The organism is Nocardia abscessus (assembly GCF_015477775.1).
Classification (GTDB): domain Bacteria; phylum Actinomycetota; class Actinomycetes; order Mycobacteriales; family Mycobacteriaceae; genus Nocardia; species Nocardia abscessus_A.
Map to the genome: position 1 here is coordinate 99,866 of NZ_JADLQO010000002.1, position 25,543 is coordinate 125,408.

The window sequence follows — 25,543 nt, forward strand, 5'->3', positions numbered from 1 at the left end:
CCGCGCGGCTCAGCGCGGGCCGGGCGAGGCGAAGCGCGCGATCAGCGCCATCGCGGCGAGCACCGTCGCGCCGACGACCACCGCGACGTGCATGCCGTCGACGAAGGATCCGCGCGCCGCCTCGAGCAGTGCCGCGTCCGCGCCGGACCGCTGGATGGTCTCGCCGAGCGTCGCCGCGTAGTCGCCGCCGGACCGGAAGATCAGCGCCGCGAGCGAACCGAGCAGTGCCAGGCCCAGCGCGTTGCCCAGTTCGAAGCTGGTCTCCGAGATGCCCACCGCCGATCCGGCCCGCTCCGGCGGCACCGAGGCCACCGAGACCTCGGACACCAGGGTGAACGCGAGGCCGTAGCCGATACCCGCGATCGTGGACCCGGCCAGATACCACCAGAGTCCGTCGTGCGCGCCGACGCCGAGCAGCATCAGATTGCCCGCCGCGGAGGCGAGTAAGGCGAACACGAACGTGGCGCGGGCGCCGAAGCGATGTCCGACCCGCGCGCCGCCCATCGAGCAGACGAACACCGCGATCGCCATCGGAATGCCGAGCAGCGCCGCGGCCAACGGCGTGCGCCCGGTCACCGACTGCAGGTAGATGCTCGTCAGATAGCTCATCCCGGCCAGCGACATCATCCCGGCAAGACTGGCGCCGATCGCCACGGAGAACTGGGGGCGGGCGAACAACCGCAGGTCGAGCAGGGGTTCGTCGAGTTGTCGCTGCCTGCGGACGAACACGGTCAGGACAACCGCGCCGATCAGCGCGATGACGACCGCTTGCGCGTCGACGCCCTCGGTGGCGGCGTGCTTGATGCCGTACACCACCGGCAGGATGCCGCCGATCGACAGGGCGACGCTCGGCAGGTCCAGTGGCCCGAGTACCCCCGCCCGGTGTTCCGGCAGAACAAAGGTGCCGAACGCGAGCAGGATCAGCAGCACCGGAATGTTGATCAGGAACACCGAGCCCCACCAGAAGTGGTGCAACAGTATTCCCCCGATGATCGGCCCGACAGCCGAACCACCGGCGAAGAACGCCGTCCAGACGCCGATCGCGGCGGCGCGCTCCCGCGCGTCGGGGAACAGGCTCGAAATCAGCGCCAGGCTGGACGGCAGCAGCGTCGCGCCGCCGATGCCCATCAGCGCCCGCGCCGCGATCAGCACGCCCGCGCTGGGCGCGAACGCGGCGATCACCGACGCGATGCCGAAGACCGCGGCGCCGGCCAGCAGGATGTTGCGCCGCCCGATCCGGTCGCCGAGATTGCCCATCGTGATCAGCAGGCCCGCGATCAGGAAGCCGTAGATGTCCAGGATCCACAGCTGCTGGTCCGCCGACGGGTCCAGATCGAGCGTCAGCGTCGGCAGCGCGAGGAACAGCACCGAGATGTCCATCGACACGAGCAGCACCGGCAACAGCAGGACCGCGAGGCCCAGCCAGGCGCGGCGCGAGCCCGTCGTGGACGGCGCGGTCCGCACCGGCTGCACGTCTGTCATCTCCGAAGATCCTCTCGCTGGCGCGTACGTCGTACGCATGAGTTCGGGTACAGTGTACGCAGCCGGGCCGAGGACGGAAAGCAGGACATGGGATGACCGAGATCAAGCTGCACCGCGCCGCCATCGTCGACACCGCGATCGAACTCGCCGATACCGAGGGCTTGGACGCGCTGTCCATGCGGCGTATCGCCGACCGGCTCGGGGTGGGCGCGATGTCGCTGTATCGCCACGTCGCGAACAAGGACGAACTGCTCGCGCTGATGACCGACGAAGTGGCCAGATGCAACCCGTACCCCTCCCCCGAGGGACAGCAGTGGACGTGGCGCGAGCGGGTTCGCATCGCCGCCGAGGTCGACTGGGCCCTGTACCGGCAACATCCGTGGGTGCTGCTCACTTTCGCCACGCCCCGCTACAGTTTCGGGCCGCAGAGCCTGGCCTGTCTCGCCTGGTTGGTGGACGGTTTCCTGGAACTCGGCGTGTCCACGCGCGAAGCGACCGGCATGGCCTTCACCGTGTGGAACTACATCTCCGGCGCCACGCTGCCGGAGATCAGCGCCGAACTGATGGCGCGCAAAGGCATGGATCCCGGCGGCGACAACGCGCTGCGGACGCTGCTGAACGGCACGGCAGCGGGGCCGGTCCCACCCACGCTTGCCGATCTCGCGGGCAGCGGGGTGAGCGATCTGACCCAGAAGGAACTGCTCTACGACGGGCTCGACGCGCTGTGCGACGGATTCGCGGCGCGGGCCGAGCGGCGCGATCGATTGACCTCGACCTGACTCGAGGTTGCAGGCTGGTCGGCGACCGCCCACGAACAGGGTTACCGTGCACGCCATTCGCCTCCATGCCTTCGGCCCGGCCGAGAACTTGCGCTACGAATCCGTTCCCGATCCCGTGCCCGGTCCCGGCCAGGTGCGTATCGCGGTGGCGGCGGCCGGTGTGCATCTCATCGATACCGCGCTGCGCAAGGGCGAGGCCGGGCCGTTTCCGGCGCCGGAACTGCCGACCATCCCCGGCCGCGAAGTCGCGGGCATCGTGGACCGCGTCGGCGCCGACGTGGCGCGGAGCCTGCTCGGCGCACGTGTGGTGGCCCATCTCGGCGCGGCGCCCGGCGGTTACGCCGAACTGGCCGTCACGGACGCGGCCCGCCTACACGAGATCCCGGCGAACCTGGACGCGGCGGAGGCGGTGGCGATGATCGGCACCGGACGCACGACGATGGGAATCCTTCAGTTCACCGAGTTGAAGCCCGGCAGCGTCGTCCTGGTGACGGCCGCGGCGGGCGGCATCGGCACCCTGGTGGTGCAATACGCGAAGAACGCCGGAGCGACGGTGATCGGGTTGGCCGGTGGCCCCGCGAAAGTGGATCAGGTGCGGCGCAACGGCGCCGACCTGGCGGTGGACTATCTGCTGCCGGACTGGCCCGACCGGGTTCGTGCCCGCATCGGCGAGCACGGGGCCAACGTGCTGTTCGATTCGGTGGGCGGTGCGGTCGCCCGCACCGGCATCGATCTGCTCGCACCGGGCGGGCAGCACCTGGCCTACGGCTGGTCCGGCAAGTCGGAGCAGGAAGGGCGGGTGCGGCTTTCGGCCGACGATACGGCCGCACGCGGGATCACCTCCGAGATGGTGATCGGCCCACCGATGCTGGCGCGCGTCGGCGGCGATCTGCGCGTCCTCGAGAACCGCGCCATGGCCGAGGCGGCCGCGGGCCGGCTGCGCCCCGCCGTCCATCGCTTCCCGCTCGCCGAGGCGGCCGCCGCGCACCGTGCGCTGGAAACCCGCGCGACGACCGGCAAGGTGGTGCTGACGCCCTAGCCGAAGCGGATCACGCGTCGATCTCGCCGTTCACCACCGCATAGGCGAAGCCGTCCCACCCCTTGCTGCCGACGGTCTGGACCACCGTCGCGTCCAGGCTCGGTTCGGCGGCGAGCAACTCGACCAGCTCGCGACTGGCCTGGGCGGCCGGATCCTCGGAATGCTCCTCGGCGATCGCACCGCCGCGGACCACGTTGTCGACGATGATCACCGAGCCCGGCCGGGTCAGCCGCAGTGCCCACAGCACGTAGTTCGAGTTGTTGACCTTGTCCGCGTCGATGAACACCAGGTCGAACGGGTCGGGATCCTCCTCGGCGAGCACGGGCAGGCTGTCCAGCGCGGCGCCCACCCTGATCTCCACCCGCTCGCCGACCCCGGCCCGTTCCAGGTTCGCCCGCGCCACCTCGGCGTGCTGAGCGGCGAACTCGAGCGTCACCACGCGTCCCTTCTCCCCGACCGCACGGGCGAGCCAGATCGTGCTGTACCCGCCGAGCGTGCCGATCTCCAGCACCCGGCGCGCGCCGACGGTCCTGGCCAGCAGATGGAGAAATTTTCCTTGCGGCGCCGACACGTCGATCGGGGGCAGGCCCGCCGCCTGGTTCGCATCCAGCGCGGCTTCGGAAGCCGGGTCCGCCACCAGCGTTTCCACGAGGTAGCGGTCTACGTCGGCCCATCCAGGTGTCGTCATACGTCAAAGTCTGCCACCCGATTCCGCCCACGGGACCGGCTCCCCGAGTAGCGTGCGGCACAAAGAGACGTGCATGTCCCGCGATCGCGCCGAGAAACGGACGGACAGGACCCGACATGACGCATCTTGCGCGAACCATGGCCGTCGCCGTTTGCCTGGTCGCCTTGGGCCCCGCCGCGCCCGCGCACGCCGCGCCGATGGACGGCGGGGCCGAATACGTCGCTCTCGGCGATTCCGGCGCGGCCACCACGGGCGTGCGGAACTTCGACACTTCGGCCCCACCGCGGTGCCTGCGCTCGACCGCCAACACGCCGAAACTGATCGCCCGGGACCTCGGACTGCGGCTCGACGACCGCACCTGCAACTCGGCGCGCATCCCGGACCTCACCGCGCCCCAGCAGCCGGGCATCCCACCCCAGTTCGACGCTCTCGGCCCCGGCACCAGACTGGTCACGGTGCACATCGGCGCCAACGACGCCTTGATGGCCGAGCACGTGGTCGGCTGCCACGTATCGGGCCTGGCCGGGGTCGGTGTGTGCGCCGGTCCGGACTGGGACACCGCCATCGACGCGATCGCGGCGTCGTACGCGACCGCGCTGCAACAGATCTCCGTGCGGGCACCGCAGGCGAAGATCGTGGTCGACGGCTGGCCGCTCTATGTGCGCGACGGCGGCTGTCCCGAGCTGGTCGGTCTTCGCCCGTCCGACGCCGCGCGCATCCAAGCCGCCTTCGACCGTCTCAACTCCGTGGTGTCCCGCGTCGCCGCGGCACAGGGCGTGGTCTACGTCGACACCCGCGCGGCCTCGGAGGGCCTGGACGCGTGCGCGCCCGCCGGCATCCGCTGGATCGACCCGATCATCGCCACCGAGACACTCATCCCCTACCACCTCACCCCGCAGGGCATGCGTGGCGTCGCCGACGTCGTCCTCCCGGCGATCCGCGCCGCCGGACTGCCCGGCTGAGCCGTTCGCCTGCTCCGACGGACCCGCCCCGGACTCGGGCGGAGTCCGGGGCGGGTCGGCGTGGTGTTACTTCGAGAAGTTCTCCGGCGGCTGCCACGGACGGCCGTGCAGGTCGTCCGGGCGCTGGGCCGGGGGTTGCTGCGGCGGCTGTTGTTGTTCCGGCGGCTGCTGCGCCGGGAAAGCCTCCTGCGGAGGGATGACCGGCTGGTGCGGCGAAGGCTCGAAACCCTGCGGAGGCGGTGTCGGGGTCAGCCCCTCGACCGGAGTCCGCGCCGTCGCCTCGGCGGCACGCACGGCCCGCTCGATGGTCGGGTCGGGCGCGGTGTCGAACCAGTCCGCGACATCGGAGTCGTCCTCGGGCTTGACTTCCGCGCCGTCGGAGGCGGGCGGTTCGTACCGGAACACGCCGTCCTCGCCCTGGCTGCCGAAGCTCTTGGCGAACCCTTCCAGCGCTTTGCCGAAATCGCTGGGCACCAACCACACCTTGTTGGCATCCCCGCGCGCGACCATCGGCAGTGTCTGCATGTATTGATAGGCAAGCAGTTCCGGCGTCGGCTTGCCGGATTTGATGGCGGCGAAGACCTTCTCGATGGCCTTGGCCTGGCCCTGCGCCTGCAGATACGAGGCAGCGCGCTCACCCTGCGCCCGCAGAATGCGGCTCTGCCGTTCACCTTCGGCAGCCAGGATCGCCGACTGCTTGGCACCCTCGGCGGACAGGATCTGCGCCTGTTTCGAACCCTCGGCCGTCTTGATCGCCGATTCGCGCTGGCCCTCCGCGGTGAGAATCATGGCGCGCTTCTCGCGGTCGGCCTTCATCTGCTTCTCCATCGACTCCTGAATCGACGGCGGCGGATCGATGCTCTTCAGCTCGACCCGCGCGACGCGCAGACCCCAGCGCCCGGTCGCCTCGTCGAGCACACCGCGCAGCTGGCCGTTGATCGCGTCGCGGGAGGTGAGGGTCTGCTCGAGCGTCATGCCGCCGACCACGTTGCGCAGCGTGGTGACGGTCAGCTGCTCGACGGCGGCGATGTAGTTGCTGATCTCGTACACCGCCGCCTGCGGGCTGGTCACCTGGAAATACACCACGGTGTCGATGTGCAGGGTCAGATTGTCCTCGGTGATCACCGGCTGCGGCGGAAACGACACCACCCGCTCCCGCAGATCCACCTTGGCGCGGACCCGGTCGGCGAACGGCACCAGGAACGTGAGCTGGCCGGACACGGTACGCGAATACCGGCCCAGCCGCTCGATCACCGCGGCCTCGGCCTGCGGCACCAGAGCGATCGACTTGAAGACCACCACCACGACCAGCAAGATGAGGACGGCGGCAACGATCAGTACAGCCATCAAGGCCCCTTCCAGACGACGGCGGTCGCGCCGTCGATCTTCATGACATACACGGTCGTACCCGGTTCATACACTTCGGTCGTGTCCATCGGCCGCGCCGTCCACACCTCCCCGCCCAGCTTCACCTGGCCGGAATGCGCCGCGACCTGTTCGAGCACCAGAGCGGTCTTCCCCGGCAAGGCGTCCACGTTCGTCGGCGTGGGCGGCGGAGTTCCGAAGCGGCGCCGGATGATCGGGCGTACACCGAGGAACAACACCGCCGACGTCACCGCGAAGACGATGGCGTCCACCACGGGCGACGTCCCCGCCGCCGCGCTGACACCCGCCGTGCCCAGCGCCGCGACACCCAGCATCAGCAGGGTGAAGTCGCCGGTGAGCATCTCCGCCGCCGCGAGCAGAATGCCCGCGACCAGCCAAAAAATTGCGGCCACACGACCACTGTAGTGCTCCGATCATGATCTGGGGCGCGACCTTCGCGAGTACTCCGGATGAATTCCGGGCGCGGACGCGCGGTGACCCGGGTGCGCCGAAAGCCGCAGCGGCGGTGCTAGCTTCAGGCAGGTGAGCGGGCGTGACAGGTATGACGACATCTTCTCCGGACATCCTCGATCGAAGAGCAGGACGGTGCCGACGGTCACCGCGGAACGCGATCTGGTCGTCGAGGACGCCGCCACCGGATTCTGCGGCGCGGTGGTCGGATTCGATCGCAGCTACGACGGCGAGTTCGTGAAATTGGAGGACGCCCGCGGCACGGTGCGCCTGTTCGCGCTGCGCGAGGCCGCGTTCCTCATCGACGGTGAGCCGGTGACCCTGGTGCGACCGTCGGCCGCCCCGCCGAAGACGCCGCACCGGTCCGCCTCCGGCTCCACCAGGGTCGAGGGGCTGCGCGCCCGGGTCGCCCGCGGCAGCCGGATCTGGGTGGAGGGCGTCCACGACGCCGCCTTGGTCGAACGGGTGTGGGGCCACGATCTGCGGGTCGAGGGCGTGGTGGTGGAGCAGCTCGAAGGTCTGGACAACCTGGCCGCACGGCTCAGCGAATTCGAGCCGGGCCCGGGCAGACGGGTCGGCGTGCTGGTCGACCATCTGGTGACCGGATCCAAGGAGACCCAACTGACCACCGGACTCGGGCCGCACGTCCTGGTCACCGGGCACCCCTTCGTCGATGTGTGGCAGGCAGTGCGCCCGGCGACGGTCGGCATCGCGCAGTGGCCGCAGGTGCCGCGCGAGGAGGACTGGAAGACCGGCGTCTGCACACGCCTGCGCTGGGGTACGCCGCAGGACGGCTGGCGGCGGGTGTACGGCGCGGTGACCTCCTTCCGCGATCTGGAGGCACCCCTCATCGGCGCCGTCGAGCGCCTGATCGATTTCGTCACCGAACCGGACTAGGCGTACCTCCGCCTCCGCTGCGGCGGCGGCGGTCAGATGCCGGACGGTGTCCGCGCGAACCCGGTGGTCGCCGGGAGCGCGGCGCCCGCGGTTCCCGCGCTGCTCACGAATGCCCCTGCGCATGGATGCCCACCGGTAGCGCCCACCCTTTATGCTCGATAATTATGTGCTCTCCAAGCGCGACACTCACGGTGTGGGCGAGCTCCTGGCTGGCCGGCCGCAGTGCGCCCGACGACGTTTTGGCCGCCTTGCACGCCTGGGCGCCGAAGCACACGATCGCGGCGGGTGACCCGTTCACCGGCGGCCGCACCGACCTACCTTGGTCCGCGCACGGCAATCTGCCGGGCAGCGGAGTCATGGCACTGTTGAAAGTGATTCGCGAAACGATGGCCCAGCCCGGTTCGCAACTTCGGTTGGTGCTCCCCGTCCCCGGAGACGTGCGCGGAGTCCCCACGGGCACGGCGTTCGCCGCCGACGCGATCGAGGCCGAGGAAGGCATCCTGATCGGCGTACCGGGCACCGACGGCACCGGCCTCATCCCGCAGTGGGCCGACGACGACACCCTGCAGTGGACCGTCTACAGCACGCCCATCCCCGGGGCGCCGGGCCCCGACATGTCGCTCGGCGAGGCCGAATACGCGATGCGCGAAGCGGTCCGCGATGCCGCCGACGCGCTGATGAAGCTGCACACCACCACGCTGGGCGCGGCCGACTCCGATCCGCGCGAACTCATCGAAGCCGAGCTCGCCGACTACTCGCGGCACGACTATCCCGAGTCGATTCCGTTGCGCGCCAGGCGCATTCTCGATACCGCCGATCACGTGGCGGCCATCCTCACGGTGGCGCAGCGGGAGCCCGCGTCGGCGCCCACCTCCGCCACCGCGATCGGAGCGCAGGAATCGCTGCTGCGCCCGCTGTGGGACGCGATCCGTGCCGCTCGTCTGGTCGCCGTACACGCTTCGGCCCACGGAAGCCGCTGACCGGGAACGCGGGCGGTGTGACATGCGCATTCTCCGTCGTGGCCGCACAGCCGCCCTCGCCGTGCTCATCGGTCTCGGCCTGCACGCCCCCGCTTCGGCGATCGTGGGCGGCGCCGACGCGACGACCGCGGAGTATCCGTGGCTCGCGGCCGTCGGCACGCCGTTGTTCCTCAACCGCGCCTCCGGCCAGTTCTGCGGCGGCGCGCTCATCGCGCCGGACCAGGTGATCACCGCGGCGCACTGCGTGGCCCTGACGCCGCCGCTGGCGCAGACGCTCACCGTCACCTTCGGCCGCGACGACCTGCGCGGGCACGACGGGAACACCGTGCAGGTCAGGGACATTCGCATTCATCCCGGCTTTCGGGTGAGCGGTCTGGACACGACCGCCGTCTATCGGAACGACGTGGCGATCCTGACCCTCGACCAGCCACAGCCCGGTCCGACCGTCGACATCGCGGCGCCCGGGCCGGGCGCCGGAACCATCCTGGGCTGGGGAGCGACCTCGGAAACCGGCGAAGGCAACGCCCGCCTGCACGCGGCGAGCGTCCCTCTGGTCAACGACGCTGAGTGCGCCGCCGCCTATGGCTCCGCCTTCGACCCCTACACCATGCTCTGCGCCGGTAGCCCGACCGCAGGCGCCACCCAATACGACAGCGGCGGACCGCTTCTCGTCGACGGTCGGCTCACCGGCCTCATCTCCTGGGGCGAGGGCACGGCCCGCCCCGGCTTCCCTGATGTCTACACCCGCCTCACCGGCATCGAGTTCTGAGGTTCCGGCGGGTGGCGATCACTGCTGCGGCGTGTGCGGCGTGTGCGGCGGCTGATACGGCTGCTGCGGCTGATAGGGCTGCTGCTGTGGGTACTGTTGGTACTGCTGCTGCTGGTAGGGCTGCTGGTACTGCGGAGGTGCCGGGTACTGCGGTTGCCCCGCCTGCTGCGGCGGATACGGTTGCGGGTACTGCTGCGCCTGCGGGAACTGCTGCTGCTGGTACTGCTGTTGCGGATACTGCTGCTGGGACTGGTTCGAATTCCCTCGCTTACGCAGCCAGATCACGAGTCCGATGACTACGGCGACAACCCCGATGCACAACAGCAAGCCGCCGATCGAGAACCCGCCGCGGCCACTGCTGCGGCCGCGGCGCCTGGCCTCGGTGGCGTCGAGGGCCACGGTCCACACCTGCGCATCGGACCAGGCGTGCGGATCGAGCAGTGCGGCGTTGGTCAGAACGTCGGCATAGGTCATCGAGAGTTACCCCCCAGAAAGTCGGATTCGGCGATAGGTCGCAGGCGATGCTATCCCCTGACCCGCCTCAGTTCCCAGCAGTGGGACGGCGCGGAGCGGCGCAGCAGCTGACGGCACACGGTACGCCGTCGCGTGTGCAGCCGTAGCCCGCGACCTCGCCGAGCCGACGGGGTTCGATGCCGCGCACCTGCTCGCAGACCAGTTCGACGACCAGCTTCGCGAAGCGCGGGTCGGTTCCCGGTGTCGCGGCCCGGGCGAAGCCCATACCGAGTTCGGCGGCTTTCTGCGCGGCCTCGTTGTCCAGATCCCAGATGACTTCGAGATGATCGGAGACGAAACCCACCGGACAAACGATTACGGCCTCGACCCTTTTGGCGGCGAGGTCGTCCAAGTGGTCGACGATGTCCGGTTCCAGCCACGGCACCTGCGGCGGACCGGAACGAGACTGCCAGACGACGTCGTAGTCGGTGAAACCCGTTGCCGCGGCACACAATCGGGCCGCATCGGCGACCTGTCGGCTGTAGAGCCGACCACCGTCGGCGGGCGGACCGGCGGCGGCATCGGCCGACACCGGAATGGAGTGCGCGGTGAACACCAGTCGCGCCTCGGCGCGCTGCTCGACCGCGAGCCGATCGCGCGCCGCGCGGATGGCGTCGGCGAACGCCTCGATCAGCAGCGGGTGGTCGAAGTACTGGCGCAGCTTCAGCAGTTCCGGCGCGCCCGCACCGGAAGCCGCACGCGCCCTCGCGATGTCCTCGTGGTACTGCAGGCAGCCGGAGTAGCCGCCCCACGCCGAGGTCGGGAAGACCAGTGCGGAGCCGACACCGTCGGCGGTCATCCGCGCGACGGTGTCCTCCACCATGGGATGCCAGTTCCGGTTACCGAAATAGACCGGCAAATCCAGGCCCGCGGCGGTCAATTCCGCCTCCACCGCGGCGATGATGTCGCGATTGAGCGCGTTGATCGGCGAGACACCGCCGAAGTGCAGGTAGTGCTCGGCGACCGCTTCGAGACGCTCGCGCGGCACACCCCTGCCCCGGGTGACGTTCTCCAGGAACGGCATCACGTCTTCGGGACGCTCCGGACCGCCGAAGGACAGCAGCAGCAGCGCGTCGGCGGTACGAACCACGGTGTCTCCCATCGAATCCGCTCAGTTGATCGCCATGTCCTCCGGGAACCAGGTGTTGTGGCTGGCTCCGCCGTCGACGTAGATGATCGAGCCGGTGGTGCCCGGCAGCCAGTCCGACAGCAGCGCCACGATCGACTTCGCCACCACGGTGGGGTCGTCGACGTCCCAGCCGATCGGCGAGGCGCCGTCCCAGTAGGTGTTGAGCTGGTTGAGCTTGGCCGCGTCGTCGGTCGCGGTGCCCGCGATCGCCTTGGCCGCCAGCGTCTTGATCGGACCGGCGGCGATGAGGTTGGAGCGGACCTTCTTGGCCGCGCCCACCTCCCGCGCGACGTACCGGTTCACCGACTCCAGGGCCGCCTTGGCCACGCCCATCCAGTTGTAGTACGGCATCGCGGTGCGCGGATCGAAGTCCATGCCGACGATCGAGCCGCCCTCGTTCATCACCGGCAGCACCGCGCGCGACAGCGAAGCGTAGCTCCACGCCGAGATCTCGAACGCCTTGGCGGCGTCCGGACCCGGGCCGTCCAGGAACGGCCGAGCCTCCGGACCCATCAGGGTGCGGGGCGCGAAGGCGATCGAGTGCAGCACTCCGTCGATCCCCTGCGGAGCCAGTTCCCGCAGCTTGTCGGCCAGGCCGGCGAGATCCTCTTCGCTGGTGACATCGAGCCCGATGGCCGGCGGCACCTCCTGGGGCAGGCGCTTGGCGATCCGGTCGATCAGCCGCAGCCGCTCCGGGATGCCGGTGATGATCACCTTCGCGCCCTGCTCCTGCGCGACGGCCGCCGCGTGGAACGCGATCGACGAATCGGTGATGATGCCCGTGACCAGGATGGTCTTGCCTTCGAGCAGTCCGCCCATGAGTTCTCGGTTCTCCTGAATTCGAATGTGGGGTTGGCTGCGGGCGGGCGTGACCGCCCGCGCTACGCGTTCGGGGTGGTCAGTGGCCCATGCCCATGCCGCCGTCGACGGGGATCACCGCGCCGGAGACGTAGGCCGAATCCTCGGAAGCCAGGAAGCTGACGACGGCCGCGATGTCTTCCGGCTGGCCGAGCCGCTGCAGGGGAATGAACTTCTTGGCCATGTCGCGCATGTCCTCGGGCAGGTCAGCGGTCATGTCGGTCTCGATGAAGCCGGGGGCGACGACATTGGCGGTGATCGAGCGCGAGCCGAGCTCACGGGTGATCGAGCGGGCCAGACCGATCACACCGGCCTTGGAGGAGGCGTAGTTGATCTGGCCGGCTTGGCCGCTCATGCCGACCACGGACCCGAGAAAGATCATCCGGCCCCAGCGCCCGCGCAGCATCGCGCGGTTGGCTCGCTTGGCACAGCGGAACGCGCCGGTCAGATTGGCGTCGAGCACCTTGGTGAACTGCTCCTCGCTCATTCGCATGAGCAGCGTGTCGTCGGTGATGCCCGCGTTGGCCACGAGCACCTCGACCGGACCCTGATGCGCCTCCACCTCGGAGAACGCGCGGTCCACCGATTCGCTGTCGGTCACATCGCATTTCACACCGAACAGACCGTCCGGCACCCCCGACCCACGATGCGTGACGGCCACCTTGTGACCGTCGGCAAGCAGACGCTGCGCGACCGCGAGTCCGATGCCGCGGTTACCGCCGGTCACCAGGACCGAGCGTGACGTTGTGTTCGACATGGGCTAAACCTACCTGGTCGAGGTGATCACAGATGAGCGGGCTCGATGCTCGAGGTGATGACACATGATCCGGCGTCGCTGCTCGAGCGATATCACCCAGTCGATCCGCCGACGCACCGGGGATCATCACCAGGCGACGGTCGTAGCCACGATCCGATCACGCGATGCCGTCTGCGCGTCGCCTCGAATTCCGGGACGGCGAGCGAACGAAAATCGGGCCGCATGCGTGCAGAATGTCACGCACACGGCCCGATCGTGAGTTCGGTCGATCACCGAATCAGCACTGCCTGCACCAATGGACCGAGTAAGCGTCGAATCCGAGGTCCGAATACGACGTGGCGCTGCTCGTGTGACGACCGTTGCAGTCCGAGCTCTCCCAGAAGGTCAGCGACTGACCACTCCTGTTCACCACCGAACGAGCGGCTCCTCCCTCCGGATAGGCCACGACACACGAAGTCGCGTTGACCACCGGACGCCACTCGAGCATCTTGCCGGTGTAGTTCGCTCCCGTCCACATACAGACGCTCCCGTTCGGGCATGACGGCGCGGCGGCCGCTTCCGGTGCCCCGACGAGAAACATCGCAGTGAAAATGGCTGCTGCGAACGCGATTATAGTACGCATCGATACTCCCTCCCTGACGATACAGGCCGAGCGTACCGGGACTCCCCTTGGCGGACAACGTCTTTCCGCCGCTTCGACTACGGCAGCCGTTGCCGATAGAGCAGACCTGTGACGATTCCCGTCGCGACGAGCAGCAGGCCGAGCAACAGCCACGGTCGGCTCGCGTCACCCCGGGTCAGCTCGAATCCGATCTGTTCCTCGAGCGTGTTGTACACCTTCGTCAACTCGTCGAAGGAAGCCGCCGTGTAGAACTCTCCGCCACTCAGACGCGCGATTTCCCGCATCGCGTCGTCATCGACCTTGACTTCCACACGATCGCGCGTCCCGTCCTCGCGCGGAATCTCGACGACGCCCCAGGCAGTGCCGAAGGAAATGGTCGAGATCGGAATATTCTTGGTCTTCGCCAGCCGGGCCGCGACGTACTCGTGCCGAGGATTGTCGTAGTCCTTGAAATCCGGAACGGTCTGTTTACCGTCCGACATGAGCACGATCCGGGCAGGCGGGGGCTCCTGGCCGCCGCCGAGTACCGAAGCGAGAGTCTGTATCGCCTGCAGCGCGGTGTGGATCCCTTCGCCGGTGGCCGTGCGCTCGGCAAGCCGGACATTGTCGATCGCGGCTTTGACCGATTCGTGGTTGGTCGTGGGCGAGACCATCACCGAAGCGGTGCCGGCGAAGGTGACGAAACCGATGTTCACGCCCTCGGGCAGCCCGTCGACGAAGTCCTTGCCCGCCTGTTTGGCGACCTGGATGCGGCTCGGGGCCACGTCGGTCGCCTCCATCGACAGCGACACGTCCATCACCAGCATGACGGTCGCCCGATTGCGCGGCACCTTCTTGACCGCGGTGGGCCCCGCGGCGGCGACGGTGAGGAACACCAGTCCGACCAGCAGCAGCGCGACGGCCACGTGGCGGAACGGGCTCGGCCGCGAGGGAGCGACCTTCTCCAGCAGCTCCATGTTGGTGAACTTCAACATGTGCTTGCGCCGGTTGCGCTGCACCAGGACGTAGCCGAGCGCGATCAGCGCGATGACGGCGAGGAATCCGAGCCAGATCTGTGCGGTGAAATGCGAAATACTCACTGACGTGGCACCCGCCCGGTCGGGGCGCCGAAACTGTGGCGCCGGGTGGACACGAACCGGACCACGTCGGCGATCCAGTCCCGATCGGTTCGCAGGGTCAGCACCGGAGCGCCGCAGCTGCGCAGGGCCTGTTCGACCTGCTCACGGTGACGCTGCGCGGCGGCCGCGAAATCGGCGCGCAAGGTGGGGGTCACGCTGAACTCGCGGGTACGCCCGGTCTCCGGGTCGTGCAGCACGACGTCGCCGATGTCGGGCAGCGACAGGTCGCGCGGGTCGAGCACCTCGACCGCGAGCAGATCGTGCCTGGCCGAGATCGCGCGCAACGAGCGCTGCCAGTCGATGTCACCCAGGAAGTCGCTGATGATCACCGCGAGTCCGCGTTTGCGCTGCGGACGGCGCAGCGATTCGATGCCGCCACGCAGGTCGCCGCGCACACCGTCGCGCGCGTGCGGTGTGGTCGCGATGCTGCGCAACAGCGACTGGGCGTGGACCCGGCCGCCGCGCGCCGGGATACGGGTCAATCGTTCGCCGGTGGCGACGACCGCGCCGATCCGGTTGCCCCCGCCGCTGGTCAGATGAGTGATGGCGGCCGCGGCGGCGATGGCCAGATCGCGCTTCTGGCAGGCGGCGGTGCCGAAGTCGAGGCTGGCCGACAGATCGACGACCATCCAGGTTTCCAGCTCCCGGTCGGCGATCATCTGCCGCACGTGCGGATGGGTGGTCCGGGCGGTGACCGACCAATCCATCTGGCGGACGTCGTCACCCGGCTGGTAGGCGCGCGCCTCGCCCGGCTCGGAGCCGGGCCCGGGAATGAGACCGAGATGATCACCGTGCAACACGCCGTCGAGCCTGCGGCGCACGGTGAGTTCGAGGGTCTTGAGCGCGACCGTGAGCCTGGGGTCGGTCAGCTCCCCCGCGTGGAAGGACGGCGGTGCGTGGGACGATGACATCGGCACTGGCGCAACCGAATCCGATGCCGAGGTCACTTCGGCGGGATGGTGCCCGCGGGCTGCGACTGCTGCCCGTTGGGCGGCTGGGGCACCGCCTGCTGCGGCGAGGGCGGCTGCGGAATCTGCTGTTGCTGCCCGGCGCCCTGCGCCGGAGCGGCGGGCGCGCCCGGCGCGACGGCCTGCGGGGCGACCTGCGGCATGCCGACGGTCTGCAGAACACGCTTGATCACGTCTTCCGGGCTGATCTCGTCGGCGAGCGCGTCGTAGGACAGCACCAGGCGGTGACGCAACACGTCCGGAATCACTTCGACGACGTCCTGCGGCACCACGTAGTCGCGGCCACGGATCAGCGCGACCGCACGGGCCGCGGCGATGATGCCGAGGCTGGCGCGCGGCGAGGCGCCGTAGGAGATCCAGCTGGCCACGTCCTGCATGCCGAAATCGGCCGGCTTGCGAGTCGCCGCGATCACCCGGACCACGTAGTCGACCAGGGCATGGTGCACGAAGGTGTTGGCCGCGACCTTCTGCAGGCGGATCAGTTCCTCCGGCTCCAGGATCCGGCCCGCCTCCGGCGGGGTGACGCCCATCCGGTAGATGATCTCGCGCTCCTCCTCCACCGACGGGTAGTCGACGACGACCTTGAACAGGAAGCGGTCGCGCTGCGCCTCGGGCAGCGGGTACACGCCCTCGCTCTCGATCGGGTTCTGCGTCGCCATGACCAGGAACGGGTCGGGCATCGGGTAGGTCTTGCCGCCGATCGACACGTGCCGCTCGGCCATCACCTCGAGCAGCGCCGACTGCACCTTGGCGGGCGCGCGGTTGATCTCGTCGGCGAGCACGAAGTTCGCGACGACCGGGCCGAGTTCGGTGTCGAACTGCTCGCGGCCCTGCCGGTAGATGCGGGTACCGATCAGGTCGGTGGGCACCAGGTCGGGCGTGAACTGGACGCGGGAGAACGAGCCGCCGACCACCTTGGCGAAGGTCTCCACCGCGAGCGTCTTCGCGATGCCGGGAACACCTTCCAGCAGGACGTGACCACGCGCGAGCACGCCGACGAGCAGTCGCTCGACCAGGCGGTCCTGGCCCACGATCACCCGCTTGACCTCGTAGATCGCCTTCTCCAGGGTCTGGACGTCACGCTCGAGGGTGCTGGGCGTGGAAACCGGCACATCCTTCGCCGAGTTCGCTCCGCTCACACCGTCCGTCGAAGTCACCAACATCCCCGCTTTCGCCTTGGTCCTGTGCGTGCTGCCACAACTATTCCAGGTAATCACCGCCTGTGCCGCAACCGGACCCGACAGAATGGGAATTCGGCGGTCCCGCGGCCCAGCGCGATACCCGGAATGTCCGATATCAGGAGACGATGCGCACCGCGAACGGCATGATGCCGCCCTCCCGGACCGGGGACACTTTGACCACGTCGCCGGACTCCGGCGCCTCCACCATCTTCCCGTCGCCGAGATACAGCGCCACGTGCTGACTGCCGTTCGGCCCCCAGAACAGCATGTCGCCGCGTTCGCGATCGCCGACCGGCACCCGGGTGCCCGCGTTGTACTGGTAGCCGCTGTAGTGCGGCAGCGACACGCCGATGCCGGCGAACGCGTACACCATCAACCCCGAGCAGTCGAAGCCCACCTTGTCGTAGTCGCCGTGCCGGTCGGCGACGCCGCCGTCCCGGATGCCGAGGGTCGGCCCGTCCTCGTCGCCGCCGCCCCAGGCGTAGGTGACGCCCAGTTGCGACATGGCGCGATCGACCACGATCTCGATCGCCGACGAGCCTCCGACCGACGGCGGGTTCGGCCGGGGCGCGCCGCGCCGCGGCGCAGGCGCGTCCTCCAACTGGGTGTGCGGGCGCTTGTCGGCGCCGAGTTCGGCAGCGCGGTCGCGGGCGGCTCGGTCGGCGGCCGCGCGGTCGGCGGCCGCCGCGGCGGCGGCACGGACCGCGGCCTCCTCCGCTTTGCGCAGCGCGTCCCAGGCCAGGTAGGCGTCGCGCTGGTCCTGCAGCCCTGCCACGTTCCGCCGCGCCTGATCCAGCCGGCCCTGGGCGTCGTGGCGCAGGCGCAGCAGGCCGTCGCGCTGCGCGGCCTGCTGGTCGAGTTCGGTCTTGGCCGCGGCGACCGCGTTCTCGGCGTCGGTCTTGCGCGCGGCGGCGGTGGCGGCGGCCGCGTCGGCGTCCGACTTCGCCCGGCGGGCGCTGGAGTTCTTGTTGCCCTGGTCGATCTGCGCGCGCCGCAGGCCGTCCAGCACCTGCTGGCGGTTCTTGGAGACCAGGTCCAGCAGCTGCGCCCGGTCCAGCGCGACCGCCGGGGTGGCCGCCGCGAGGTAGGTGACCATCGAGTCGGAGCCGGGCCGGGTATAGACCTGGGTGGCGAACTGGTCGAAGTTGCGCCGCGCCTGGCCGACCTGTTCCGCGGCGCCGGCCAAGGCGAGCTGGGTGTCGACCACCACGGCGGCGGCCGCGTCGGCGGCGTCGCGAGCGTTCTGCAGGTCGACCAGCGCCTTGTTGACATCTTCGCGGCGCTGGGCGACCACGTCGTCGAGCTGACGCAACTGGTGGTCGACCGCGGCGACCTGGTTGATCAGGGTGCCGACCTCGGCGACACCGGCGTCGACCTGCGCGCCCGCCTGGGCGATCTGGCCGTCGCTGGGATTTGGCGGAGCAGGTGGCACGGCGGCGACCGGCCCGGTCGTGACCACTACAGCGACCGAGATCAGCAATCCCGCAGCGACCATTAGTCGGCGACGGTAGGTCAGCGCGCCGTTGTTGCGCATCACACCTCCAAGGACCGGATTCCGGTAATCCTCGAGGGCATCAGGCGAACCATGACGCACTGTGGTCGACAGATGGCCTCTGAAAACACTTATTCCCCATCAGGGACCATTCGAACCGTAAGACACTTCCGTCACCGACGAAACAACATTCACGCAACTATGCGCCCGCGATTCCGCATTGCTAAAAGTTTGCTACATAGCACAGATGGTTCCGCTGTCGTCAACAGACCAACTGTTCGGAAAATTAGCTGACTGGAAACCAGCAGCCCGGTTGCCTCCCAAAAGCGGGCAGGGGCAGCCTTCACATCCAGCGAAGGTCACGGCGGCACTCGCCCAGGCGCGACGGAGGTATCCGCTGCTTCGGCGATATCGGGCAGCCGTGGTCGAGGCGGAGGGAACCCTCCGCGAGAATCGAGTCGGCCTCAGCCGCTCGTGTCGTGGCCGCTGCGCCGAGCTCAGCTAGTGCGCGTCGGGCGACTCGCCCTCCGCCCCCCGCCGATCGCTCGCGACTCGCACCGGCGCGGCCTCGTTCGCCGCTCGCCGGGCCTTGACCCAGTACAGTCCCGCGATGGCCACCGCCGTCCCGGCCAGCAGGGTGCTGGTGATCGCGGTCCACGACACCGACTCCGGCGTCTCCAAACGGGCGGCGAAGATGCTCGCGGCCTCCCCGCTCTTACCCTGCTTGCCCTTCGCGGCGTCCTCGGCCCACTCCAGCCGCACCCGGCTGATCGAATCGCTGTAGGTGCCGATCCAGTCGTCGCTGAAGACGACGACGGTGCCGTGCTGCGTCTTGCCCACCTCGGTGGCCAGGTCTCGTAGGCTCGAGTCGTGTCCTGGATTGCCGGGGACGACCACGATGCTCAGCGGGATTCCTTCCGACCGCGCCTCCGCGGCGATGGCGGCCAACTCCGGCTTGTCCTTGCCGGTCAAGGTTGCGACGTGGTCATCGGCCAGATCGGCGGTGAGTGAGCGCACGGTGTCGGCGGTGATATTGGGCGGCAGTTCGGCGGCCATAGGGGCGAAAACCGAGTTGTGCGGGGCGGTCATCTTCCATCCGGTCTGTCGAGCCGCATCGGCAACCGAAGCGACGGGCATCCAACACTGCAGGGTCGAGCGAGGTTTCCCTTGCTGGCTCGAAAGCACAGTACGCGACGGAGTGTCGCATCACTCGCGCGCGGCACGCCGAACCGCCCCCTGGTATTTCACAGGACAAGCGTACTGTTAAGGTCGTAGCCGCGAGGAACCGGCGCCCCAGCGGCGCCGGAGCACCTCCGAAGACTCGGTCGCCGGCACAGCCCCGCCGACGACCGCCCTCACAGACGAGTGGAGCTGACGTGACGACAAGTATCGATACTTTCGGCGCCAAGGGCACCCTCGAGGTGGGAAGCAACTCCTACGAGATCTTCCGCCTCTCCGCCGTGCCCGGCACCGAAAAACTCCCCTACGCACTGAAGGTCCTCGCGGAGAATCTCCTCCGCACCGAGGACGGCGCCAACATCACCGCCGATCATATTCGCGCCATCGCGAAGTGGGATCCGTCGGCGCAGCCGAACACCGAGATCCAGTTCACGCCCGCCCGCGTGATCATGCAGGACTTCACCGGCGTGCCGTGCATCGTCGACCTGGCCACCATGCGCGAGGCCGTGGCCACCCTGGGCGGCGACCCGGACAAGGTGAACCCGCTCGCCCCCGCCGAGATGGTCATCGACCACTCCGTCATCATCGACGTCTTCGGCCGCGCGGACGCCTTCGAGCGCAACGTCGACATCGAGTACCAGCGCAACGGTGAGCGCTACCAGTTCCTGCGCTGGGGCCAGACCGCGTTCGACGACTTCAAGGTCGTCCCGCCGAGCACCGGCATCGTGCACCAGGTCAACATCGAGCACCTGGCCCGCGTCGTCATGGTCCGCAACGGCCAGGCCTACCCCGACACCTGCGTCGGCACCGACTCGCACACCACCATGGTCAACGGCCTCGGCGTCCTCGGCTGGGGCGTCGGCGGCATCGAGGCCGAGGCGGCCATGCTCGGCCAGCCCGTCTCGATGCTGATCCCGCGCGTCGTCGGCTTCAAGCTGACCGGCGAGATCAACCCGGGCGTGACCGCGACCGACGTGGTGCTCACCGTCACCGACATGCTGCGCAAGCACGGCGTGGTCGGCAAGTTCGTCGAGTTCTACGGCAAGGGCGTGGCCGAGGTTCCGCTGGCCAACCGCGCCACCCTGGGCAACATGAGCCCCGAATTCGGTTCCACCGCCGCGATCTTCCCGATCGATGAGGTGACCGTCGAATACCTGCGCCTGACCGGTCGTTCCGACGAGCAGGTCGCGCTGGTCGAGGCGTACGCCAAGGAGCAGGGTCTCTGGCACGACGCCGACTCCGAGCCCGCCTACTCCGAGTACCTCGAGCTGGACCTGAGCACCGTTGTCCCGTCCATCGCGGGCCCGAAGCGGCCGCAGGACCGGATCCTGTTGTCGGAGTCCAAGATCGCGTTCCGCAAGGACATCCACAACTACACCAGCGACGCGGAGAGCGGCCCCGCCGCCGAGACCCCGCACAGCAAACTGGACGAGGCCGTCGAGGAATCCTTCCCGGCCAGCGACCCGGCCGTGCTGTCCTTCGCCGACGACGGCTCCGACTTCACGCCGTCCGCCGCGAACGGCGCGGAGGGCCGCCCGAGCAAGCCGGTCAAGGTCTCCACCGAGGAGTACGGCGACTTCGTGCTCGACCACGGCGCGGTCGTGGTCGCCTCGATCACCTCCTGCACCAACACCTCCAACCCGTCGGTCATGATCGGCGCGGCCCTGCTGGCCCGCAACGCGGTGGACAAGGGCTTGGCCCGCAAGCCGTGGGTGAAGACCTCCATGGCGCCGGGCTCGCAGGTCGTCAACGGCTACTACGAGAAGGCCGGCCTGTGGCCGTACCTGGACAAGCTGGGCTTCAACCTGGTCGCGTTCGGTTGCGCCACCTGCATCGGCAACACCGGCCCGCTGCCCGAGGAGATCTCGAAGGCGGTCAACGACAACGACCTCACCGTCACCGCGGTGCTGTCGGGCAACCGCAACTTCGAAGGCCGCATCTCCCCCGACGTGAAGATGAACTACCTGGCCTCCCCGCCGCTGGTCATCGCCTACGCGCTCGCGGGAACCATGGACTTCGACTTCGAGAACGACCCGCTGGGCAAGGACAACGACGGCAACGACGTCTTCCTGAAGGACATCTGGCCCTCGCCGCAGGAGATCCAGGACACCATCGACCGGGTCATCAGCCGCGACATGTTCCTCGAGGACTACAAGGACGTCTTCCGGGGCGACGAGCGCTGGCGTGGCCTGCCCACGCCGGAGGGCAAGACCTTCGAGTGGGATGCGCAGTCCACCTACGTGCGCAAGCCTCCGTACTTCGAGGGCATGCCGCAGACGCCGGAGCCGGTCACCGACATCAAGGGCGCCCGGGTACTCGCGCTGCTCGGCGACTCGGTCACCACCGACCACATCTCCCCGGCGGGCAACATCAAGCCGGGCACCCCGGCCGCCCAGTACCTGGAGGCCAACGGCGTCGAGCGCAAGGACTACAACTCCTACGGCTCGCGCCGCGGCAACCACGAGGTGATGATCCGCGGCACCTTCGCCAACATCCGGCTGCGCAACCAGCTGCTCGACGACGTCTCGGGTGGCTACACCCGCGACTTCACCCAGGAGGGCGGCCCGCAGGCGTTCATCTACGACGCGTCGCAGAACTACCAGGCCGCGGGCGTCCCGCTGGTTGTGCTCGGCGGCAAGGAGTACGGCTCGGGATCCTCGCGTGACTGGGCCGCCAAGGGCACCAGCCTGCTGGGCGTGCGGGCCGTCATCACCGAGTCGTTCGAGCGCATCCACCGCTCCAACCTCATCGGCATGGGCGTCATCCCGCTGCAGTTCCCGGCGGGCGAGTCGGCCGCGTCGCTGAAGCTGGACGGCACCGAGACCTTCGACATCGAGGGCATCACCCAGCTGAACGAGGGTGTCACCCCGAAGACCCTGAAGGTCACCGCGACCAAGGAGAACGGTGACAAGATCACCTTCGACGCGGTCGTGCGGATCGACACCCCCGGTGAGGCCGACTACTACCGCAACGGCGGCATCCTGCAGTACGTGCTGCGCAACATGATCAGGGCCTGATCGCGCCGCCTTCGGCGGCGCGTGTTCGAGCCCCTGAAGTCTCGTGTTCGCGCGCCCGAGTCTCGCGCCTGCGGCGCATACGCTTCGGGCACGCGAACACGAGACGGGCGCGAACGTCGCTCGTAAGACTCGCTCCCGGCGGAGTCGCGATCGCGCAAGCGGCCGCATCTCCGCGAGCACCTGGGTTGTCAGTGATCAGCGCGCCGTCATCGCGGCCGCTCGGATCACTGCCCGCCTCGCTCGTACTGTGAGAACCCCCGCATCGGTGGACCGTCGATGCGGGGGTCCGTGTTTCCCCACTGGAGGATTCCGTGCCCAAGGTCAGTGACGATCACCTCGCCGCCCGGCGCAGCCAGATTCTGGACGGGGCACGCCGCTGCTTCGCCGAGTACGGCTACGACGGCGCCACCGTGCGCCGCCTCGAGGAGGAGATCGGGCTATCCAGGGGCGCCATCTTCCACCACTTCCGTGACAAGGACGCGCTGTTCCTCGCCCTCGCCCAGGAGGACGCCGAACGCATGGCCGACGTCGCGGCCAACCAGGGCATCGTGCAGGTGATGCGCGACATGCTCGCCCACCCGGAACAGTTCAACTGGCTCGGAACCCGATTGGAGATCGCGCGGCGGCTGCGTACCGATCCCGAATTCCGCGCAGGCTGGACCCAGCGTTCGGCCGAGCTCACCGCGGCCACCCTGGCCCGGCTGGAACGGCGCAAGGCCGCGGGCGCGCTGCGCGACGATGTGCCCACCGACGTCCTGCTCGGCTACCTCGACCTCGTCCTCGACGGACTGATCGCCCGGATCGCTTCCGGGCACACCAACGAGAACCTCTCCGCCGTACTGGATCTCGTCGAAGCTTCGGTTCGTCGCAAGCAGTGAGCGCTCCCCCGCCTCTGCGGGTCTCGGGCCGTGCCAGTCGGATGGCGCAGGATTCGCAGCGGCGGGGGCGCGTCAGTGCTTGCGGAGGGGAATGCTCAGAACGTCGTATTGATGTACTCCGCGGCGTGCGTTGTCCACGGGACGCTGGTCCCCGGCATGTGCTGGTGGTTGTAGAGGACGTGCTGGCCGTAGGGCCACGGGGTGAGGTAGCCGACGACGCCGCGGACCGCCGCGGTGTAGCGGTCCAGGTTGCCGAGCGGGTCACGCAGCAGGATCTCGAGCAGTTCGGCGAAGATCAGCGGCGCGACGTCGCCGATGCGAGCCCCTTCGACGAACGAGAACGGCGAGATACCCACGTCGATGATGCGCAGCGGGGAATTCGACGGGGACGCGGTGATGATGTCACCAGGGTTGGCGTACTCGCGCACCGCCACCGAGGCCGGCCACGCGCCCCGCTGCCCGTGCAGACCGAAGGTGTTCGCCGGGCAGAGGTTTCCGACCGACTGCCCGGCCCTGCGGAGGGGGTTGGCGATGCCGACCACGAAAGCGATCTCCAACGGCGTGCCGTCGACGTTCTTGTACTTTCCGGACTGGACGCCCTCCAGGATCCTGCTGGCGCAGATGCCGCCGAGCGAATAGCTCAGCAGCCCGCAGACGTTGGGCGAGTCCTGGATCGCCTGCACGCCCGCGGCGATGCCGCGCCGCACCGAGGTCTCCAGCGAAGGCCCCCATGCCTCCGGCACGGGGCCGACCGAAGCGGGCCAATCCGGTTCGAAGCAGCTGAACTTGCCGGTGTCGAGTAGTTTCGTGACGTCGTGCAGCATGCCCGCGGGCGTTCCGTCGGAGTTGCGCGGCTCGCCGGTGCCGCGGAAAGTGATGATGTCGATCATCGTGTCCTCCTTGCCCCAACCGCACCGACCCCTTCGGCACGGAATCTCAAGGTAGACCCGGGCGCCCCTGCCGACACGAGTATCGGGCTACCTCATCGCGGCACGAGTTCTCCCATGTAGAGCGCGATTCGGCGGATCGGCGGCCGCGTGAGCTACCGCCGCTACGCGCCCGGTTCCATGCTGCTCAGCAGAATTCGCGCGATTCGGTCCAGTTCTGTCCGTTCCGCGGCGGTGAGCACCGACAGCATCCTGGTCTCGTTCGCGGTGTGCTCGGTGACCACCCGGTCCACCAGTGCCCGCCCTGCCTCGGTGAGGGCCACGCGTACCGCTCTGCGGTCCTGCGCGTCCGCGACCCGACGCACCAGCCCCGCCGACTCCAGCCGGTCCAGCCGTCCGGTCATGCCCGCCCGGGAGAGCATCAGCGTGTCGGCGAGCACCGACGGGTTGAGTTCGCACGGCTGGCCCGAACGGCGCAGCGCGGCAAGCACATCGAACTCGCCACGCTGCAGGCCGTGCGCACCGAACACCGCCTCGATCTCGCGCTGCGCCACCAGCAGCAGCCTGCCGAGGCGGCCGATCACGCCCATCGCCTCGAGGTCGAGGTCCGGCCGTTCGCGCTCCCACTGCGCCACGATCGCGTCGACGGCGTCCGCTTTTCGCTCGGTCATGGACAGGATTCTATTCGCCGAGATATAGTTCGGTAGCGAATTATCAATCACCGAATCAATGGAGATCGAGATGACCATCCCTACCCCGCGCAAGGACGTCGCGATTCGACAGCCGCAGGACGCGGAGATCCTGCGCACGGCGGCGGTCACCCTGCGCCTGCTGATCGACGCCGAAGAAGCGGGCGGCGGGCTCAGCACGCTCGAGGTCGCCATGGATCGTGGAGCGGACGGCGCGGCGCCGCACTATCACACGCGTTCGGACGAGTTGTTCTATGTCGCCGAGGGCGAATTGCAGCTGCTGGCCGGCGACCGGATCGTCACCGTCGGCGCCGGCGGTTCGATCGTGGTGCCGAAGTTCATGCCGCACGCCTTCGGCGCCGCGCCGGACCGCACGGCGCGGATCCTGATCGCGCTCACCCCCGGCGTGCAGCGGTTCGAGTACTTCCGGCTGCTGGAACGGATAGCCGCGGGCGAATCCACGATGGCCGACCTCGCCGCCGCGCAAGACGAGTTCGACAACCACTTCATCGATGCCCCCGCCTGGTGGGCGGAGCGCAACGCGAACCGCAGTTGAACTCGCCGGGGCTTCCTGATTTGTTGGGAGCAACCGAATTCGAGCAGATAGATGACGAAGCACCGCGCATGCGGGCGGAAGAAATACGATGCCGCGCGCGGAAGCGGTCGTCTCCGAGCTCTGGTCCGCACCGCCACCGCGGTGCGCGAAAGTACAGATGCACAGCCGCCAATATCGGGCTATGGGCACCGTCCCGCAGCGCGTCGGAATAGCTCGATGATTGCGCCGTACGCGTTTCCAGACTACCGGAAATCTTTCGGTACTCGG

General features: G+C 68.8%; 25 protein-coding genes. 9 read left to right on the top strand and 16 right to left on the bottom strand.

The window, feature by feature from the left end:
* Positions 1-9: 9 nt before the first annotated feature.
* Entirely contained in the window at positions 10-1,482 is a 1,473-nt protein-coding gene (locus IU450_RS05950) for an MFS transporter (RefSeq protein ID WP_195148793.1), read from the bottom strand.
* Positions 1,483-1,574: 92 nt separating this feature from the next.
* On the opposite strand from IU450_RS05950, the gene IU450_RS05955 reads away from it, so the two are divergent.
* Both IU450_RS05955 and IU450_RS05960 read left to right on the top strand, forming a co-directional pair.
* On the top strand, positions 1,575-2,261 hold the full coding sequence (locus IU450_RS05955; RefSeq protein WP_195148794.1) for a TetR/AcrR family transcriptional regulator: 687 nt from the start codon (positions 1,575-1,577) through the stop codon (positions 2,259-2,261).
* A gap of 46 nt (positions 2,262-2,307) precedes the next feature.
* Positions 2,308-3,300, top strand: coding sequence for a zinc-binding dehydrogenase (locus IU450_RS05960; RefSeq protein WP_195148795.1), 993 nt, complete (start codon positions 2,308-2,310; stop codon positions 3,298-3,300).
* Between the two features lie 10 nt (positions 3,301-3,310).
* On the opposite strand, the gene IU450_RS05965 is transcribed toward IU450_RS05960, so the two are convergent.
* On the bottom strand, positions 3,311-3,988 hold the full coding sequence (locus IU450_RS05965) for an O-methyltransferase (RefSeq protein WP_195148796.1): 678 nt from the start codon (positions 3,986-3,988) through the stop codon (positions 3,311-3,313).
* Between the two features lie 116 nt (positions 3,989-4,104).
* Here IU450_RS05965 and IU450_RS05970 point away from each other — a divergent pair, with 116 nt between their 5' ends.
* Positions 4,105-4,950 (top strand): SGNH/GDSL hydrolase family protein, encoded by an 846-nt coding sequence (locus IU450_RS05970; RefSeq protein ID WP_195148797.1) that lies wholly within the window; start codon positions 4,105-4,107, stop codon positions 4,948-4,950.
* A gap of 66 nt (positions 4,951-5,016) precedes the next feature.
* Here the strand turns inward: IU450_RS05970 and IU450_RS05975 are convergent, their stop codons facing one another.
* Together IU450_RS05975 and IU450_RS05980 are read right to left on the bottom strand one after the other, a co-directional pair.
* Positions 5,017-6,297 (bottom strand): SPFH domain-containing protein, encoded by a 1,281-nt coding sequence (locus IU450_RS05975; RefSeq protein WP_195148798.1) that lies wholly within the window; start codon positions 6,295-6,297, stop codon positions 5,017-5,019.
* Positions 6,297-6,728, bottom strand: coding sequence for an NfeD family protein (locus IU450_RS05980; RefSeq protein WP_195064160.1), 432 nt, complete (start codon positions 6,726-6,728; stop codon positions 6,297-6,299). The genes IU450_RS05975 and IU450_RS05980 overlap by 1 nt, the downstream gene beginning before the upstream one ends.
* Positions 6,729-6,858: 130 nt before the next feature.
* Between IU450_RS05980 and IU450_RS05985 the strand changes: the two genes are divergently transcribed.
* From IU450_RS05985 to IU450_RS05995, 3 genes are all read left to right on the top strand, one after another.
* Positions 6,859-7,683: a DUF3097 domain-containing protein gene (locus IU450_RS05985; protein ID WP_195148799.1), complete on the top strand. Its 825-nt coding sequence runs from the start codon at positions 6,859-6,861 to the stop codon at positions 7,681-7,683.
* Positions 7,684-7,847: 164 nt separating this feature from the next.
* Positions 7,848-8,663: a hypothetical protein gene (locus IU450_RS05990; protein WP_195148800.1), complete on the top strand. Its 816-nt coding sequence runs from the start codon at positions 7,848-7,850 to the stop codon at positions 8,661-8,663.
* A gap of 22 nt (positions 8,664-8,685) precedes the next feature.
* Positions 8,686-9,432 (top strand): S1 family peptidase, encoded by a 747-nt coding sequence (locus tag IU450_RS05995; RefSeq protein WP_195148801.1) that lies wholly within the window; start codon positions 8,686-8,688, stop codon positions 9,430-9,432.
* 18 nt (positions 9,433-9,450) lie between these two features.
* Here IU450_RS05995 and IU450_RS06000 read toward each other — a convergent pair whose 3' ends face one another.
* From IU450_RS06000 to IU450_RS06045, 10 genes are all read right to left on the bottom strand, one after another.
* Positions 9,451-9,906 carry a hypothetical protein gene (locus tag IU450_RS06000; protein WP_195148802.1) on the bottom strand — a complete coding sequence of 152 codons (456 nt, stop codon included), beginning with the start codon at positions 9,904-9,906 and terminating at the stop codon, positions 9,451-9,453.
* Positions 9,907-9,973: 67 nt separating this feature from the next.
* Positions 9,974-11,035, bottom strand: coding sequence for a ferrochelatase (locus IU450_RS06005; RefSeq protein ID WP_324197555.1), 1,062 nt, complete (start codon positions 11,033-11,035; stop codon positions 9,974-9,976).
* Positions 11,036-11,056: 21 nt separating this feature from the next.
* Positions 11,057-11,893: an NADH-dependent enoyl-ACP reductase InhA gene (inhA, locus tag IU450_RS06010; RefSeq protein WP_043693545.1), complete on the bottom strand. Its 837-nt coding sequence runs from the start codon at positions 11,891-11,893 to the stop codon at positions 11,057-11,059.
* Positions 11,894-11,972: 79 nt separating this feature from the next.
* Positions 11,973-12,689: a 3-oxoacyl-ACP reductase FabG1 gene (gene fabG1 / locus IU450_RS06015; RefSeq protein WP_195148804.1), complete on the bottom strand. Its 717-nt coding sequence runs from the start codon at positions 12,687-12,689 to the stop codon at positions 11,973-11,975.
* 277 nt (positions 12,690-12,966) lie between these two features.
* Positions 12,967-13,311 (bottom strand): peptidase inhibitor family I36 protein, encoded by a 345-nt coding sequence (locus tag IU450_RS41260; protein ID WP_416382844.1) that lies wholly within the window; start codon positions 13,309-13,311, stop codon positions 12,967-12,969.
* Between the two features lie 77 nt (positions 13,312-13,388).
* Positions 13,389-14,390 (bottom strand): VWA domain-containing protein, encoded by a 1,002-nt coding sequence (locus IU450_RS06025; RefSeq protein WP_181722412.1) that lies wholly within the window; start codon positions 14,388-14,390, stop codon positions 13,389-13,391.
* The gene (locus IU450_RS06030; RefSeq protein ID WP_195148806.1) at positions 14,387-15,340 is read right to left on the bottom strand and encodes a DUF58 domain-containing protein; all 954 of its coding nucleotides are present in this window, start codon (positions 15,338-15,340) and stop codon (positions 14,387-14,389) included. The genes IU450_RS06025 and IU450_RS06030 overlap by 4 nt, the downstream gene beginning before the upstream one ends.
* Positions 15,341-15,372: 32 nt before the next feature.
* Positions 15,373-16,560 (bottom strand): AAA family ATPase, encoded by a 1,188-nt coding sequence (locus IU450_RS06035; RefSeq protein ID WP_181722414.1) that lies wholly within the window; start codon positions 16,558-16,560, stop codon positions 15,373-15,375.
* Between the two features lie 133 nt (positions 16,561-16,693).
* Positions 16,694-18,112 (bottom strand): NlpC/P60 family protein, encoded by a 1,419-nt coding sequence (locus IU450_RS06040; RefSeq protein WP_195148807.1) that lies wholly within the window; start codon positions 18,110-18,112, stop codon positions 16,694-16,696.
* Positions 18,113-18,571: 459 nt separating this feature from the next.
* A complete protein-coding gene (locus IU450_RS06045) occupies positions 18,572-19,159 on the bottom strand; it encodes a DUF6676 family protein (RefSeq protein WP_195148808.1) in 588 nt (195 codons plus the stop codon).
* 287 nt (positions 19,160-19,446) lie between these two features.
* Between IU450_RS06045 and IU450_RS06050 the strand changes: the two genes are divergently transcribed.
* Positions 19,447-22,266: an aconitate hydratase gene (locus IU450_RS06050; RefSeq protein WP_195148809.1), complete on the top strand. Its 2,820-nt coding sequence runs from the start codon at positions 19,447-19,449 to the stop codon at positions 22,264-22,266.
* Between the two features lie 311 nt (positions 22,267-22,577).
* Entirely contained in the window at positions 22,578-23,144 is a 567-nt protein-coding gene (locus IU450_RS06055; RefSeq protein WP_039798681.1) for a TetR/AcrR family transcriptional regulator, read from the top strand.
* Positions 23,145-23,239: 95 nt separating this feature from the next.
* Here IU450_RS06055 and IU450_RS06060 read toward each other — a convergent pair whose 3' ends face one another.
* Together IU450_RS06060 and IU450_RS06065 are read right to left on the bottom strand one after the other, a co-directional pair.
* On the bottom strand, positions 23,240-24,034 hold the full coding sequence (locus tag IU450_RS06060; RefSeq protein ID WP_195148810.1) for a hypothetical protein: 795 nt from the start codon (positions 24,032-24,034) through the stop codon (positions 23,240-23,242).
* Between the two features lie 161 nt (positions 24,035-24,195).
* The gene (locus IU450_RS06065) at positions 24,196-24,702 is read right to left on the bottom strand and encodes a MarR family winged helix-turn-helix transcriptional regulator (protein ID WP_195148811.1); all 507 of its coding nucleotides are present in this window, start codon (positions 24,700-24,702) and stop codon (positions 24,196-24,198) included.
* Between the two features lie 70 nt (positions 24,703-24,772).
* Between IU450_RS06065 and IU450_RS06070 the strand changes: the two genes are divergently transcribed.
* Positions 24,773-25,276: a cupin domain-containing protein gene (locus IU450_RS06070; RefSeq protein WP_195148812.1), complete on the top strand. Its 504-nt coding sequence runs from the start codon at positions 24,773-24,775 to the stop codon at positions 25,274-25,276.
* The last annotated feature ends 267 nt before the right edge of the window (positions 25,277-25,543 follow it).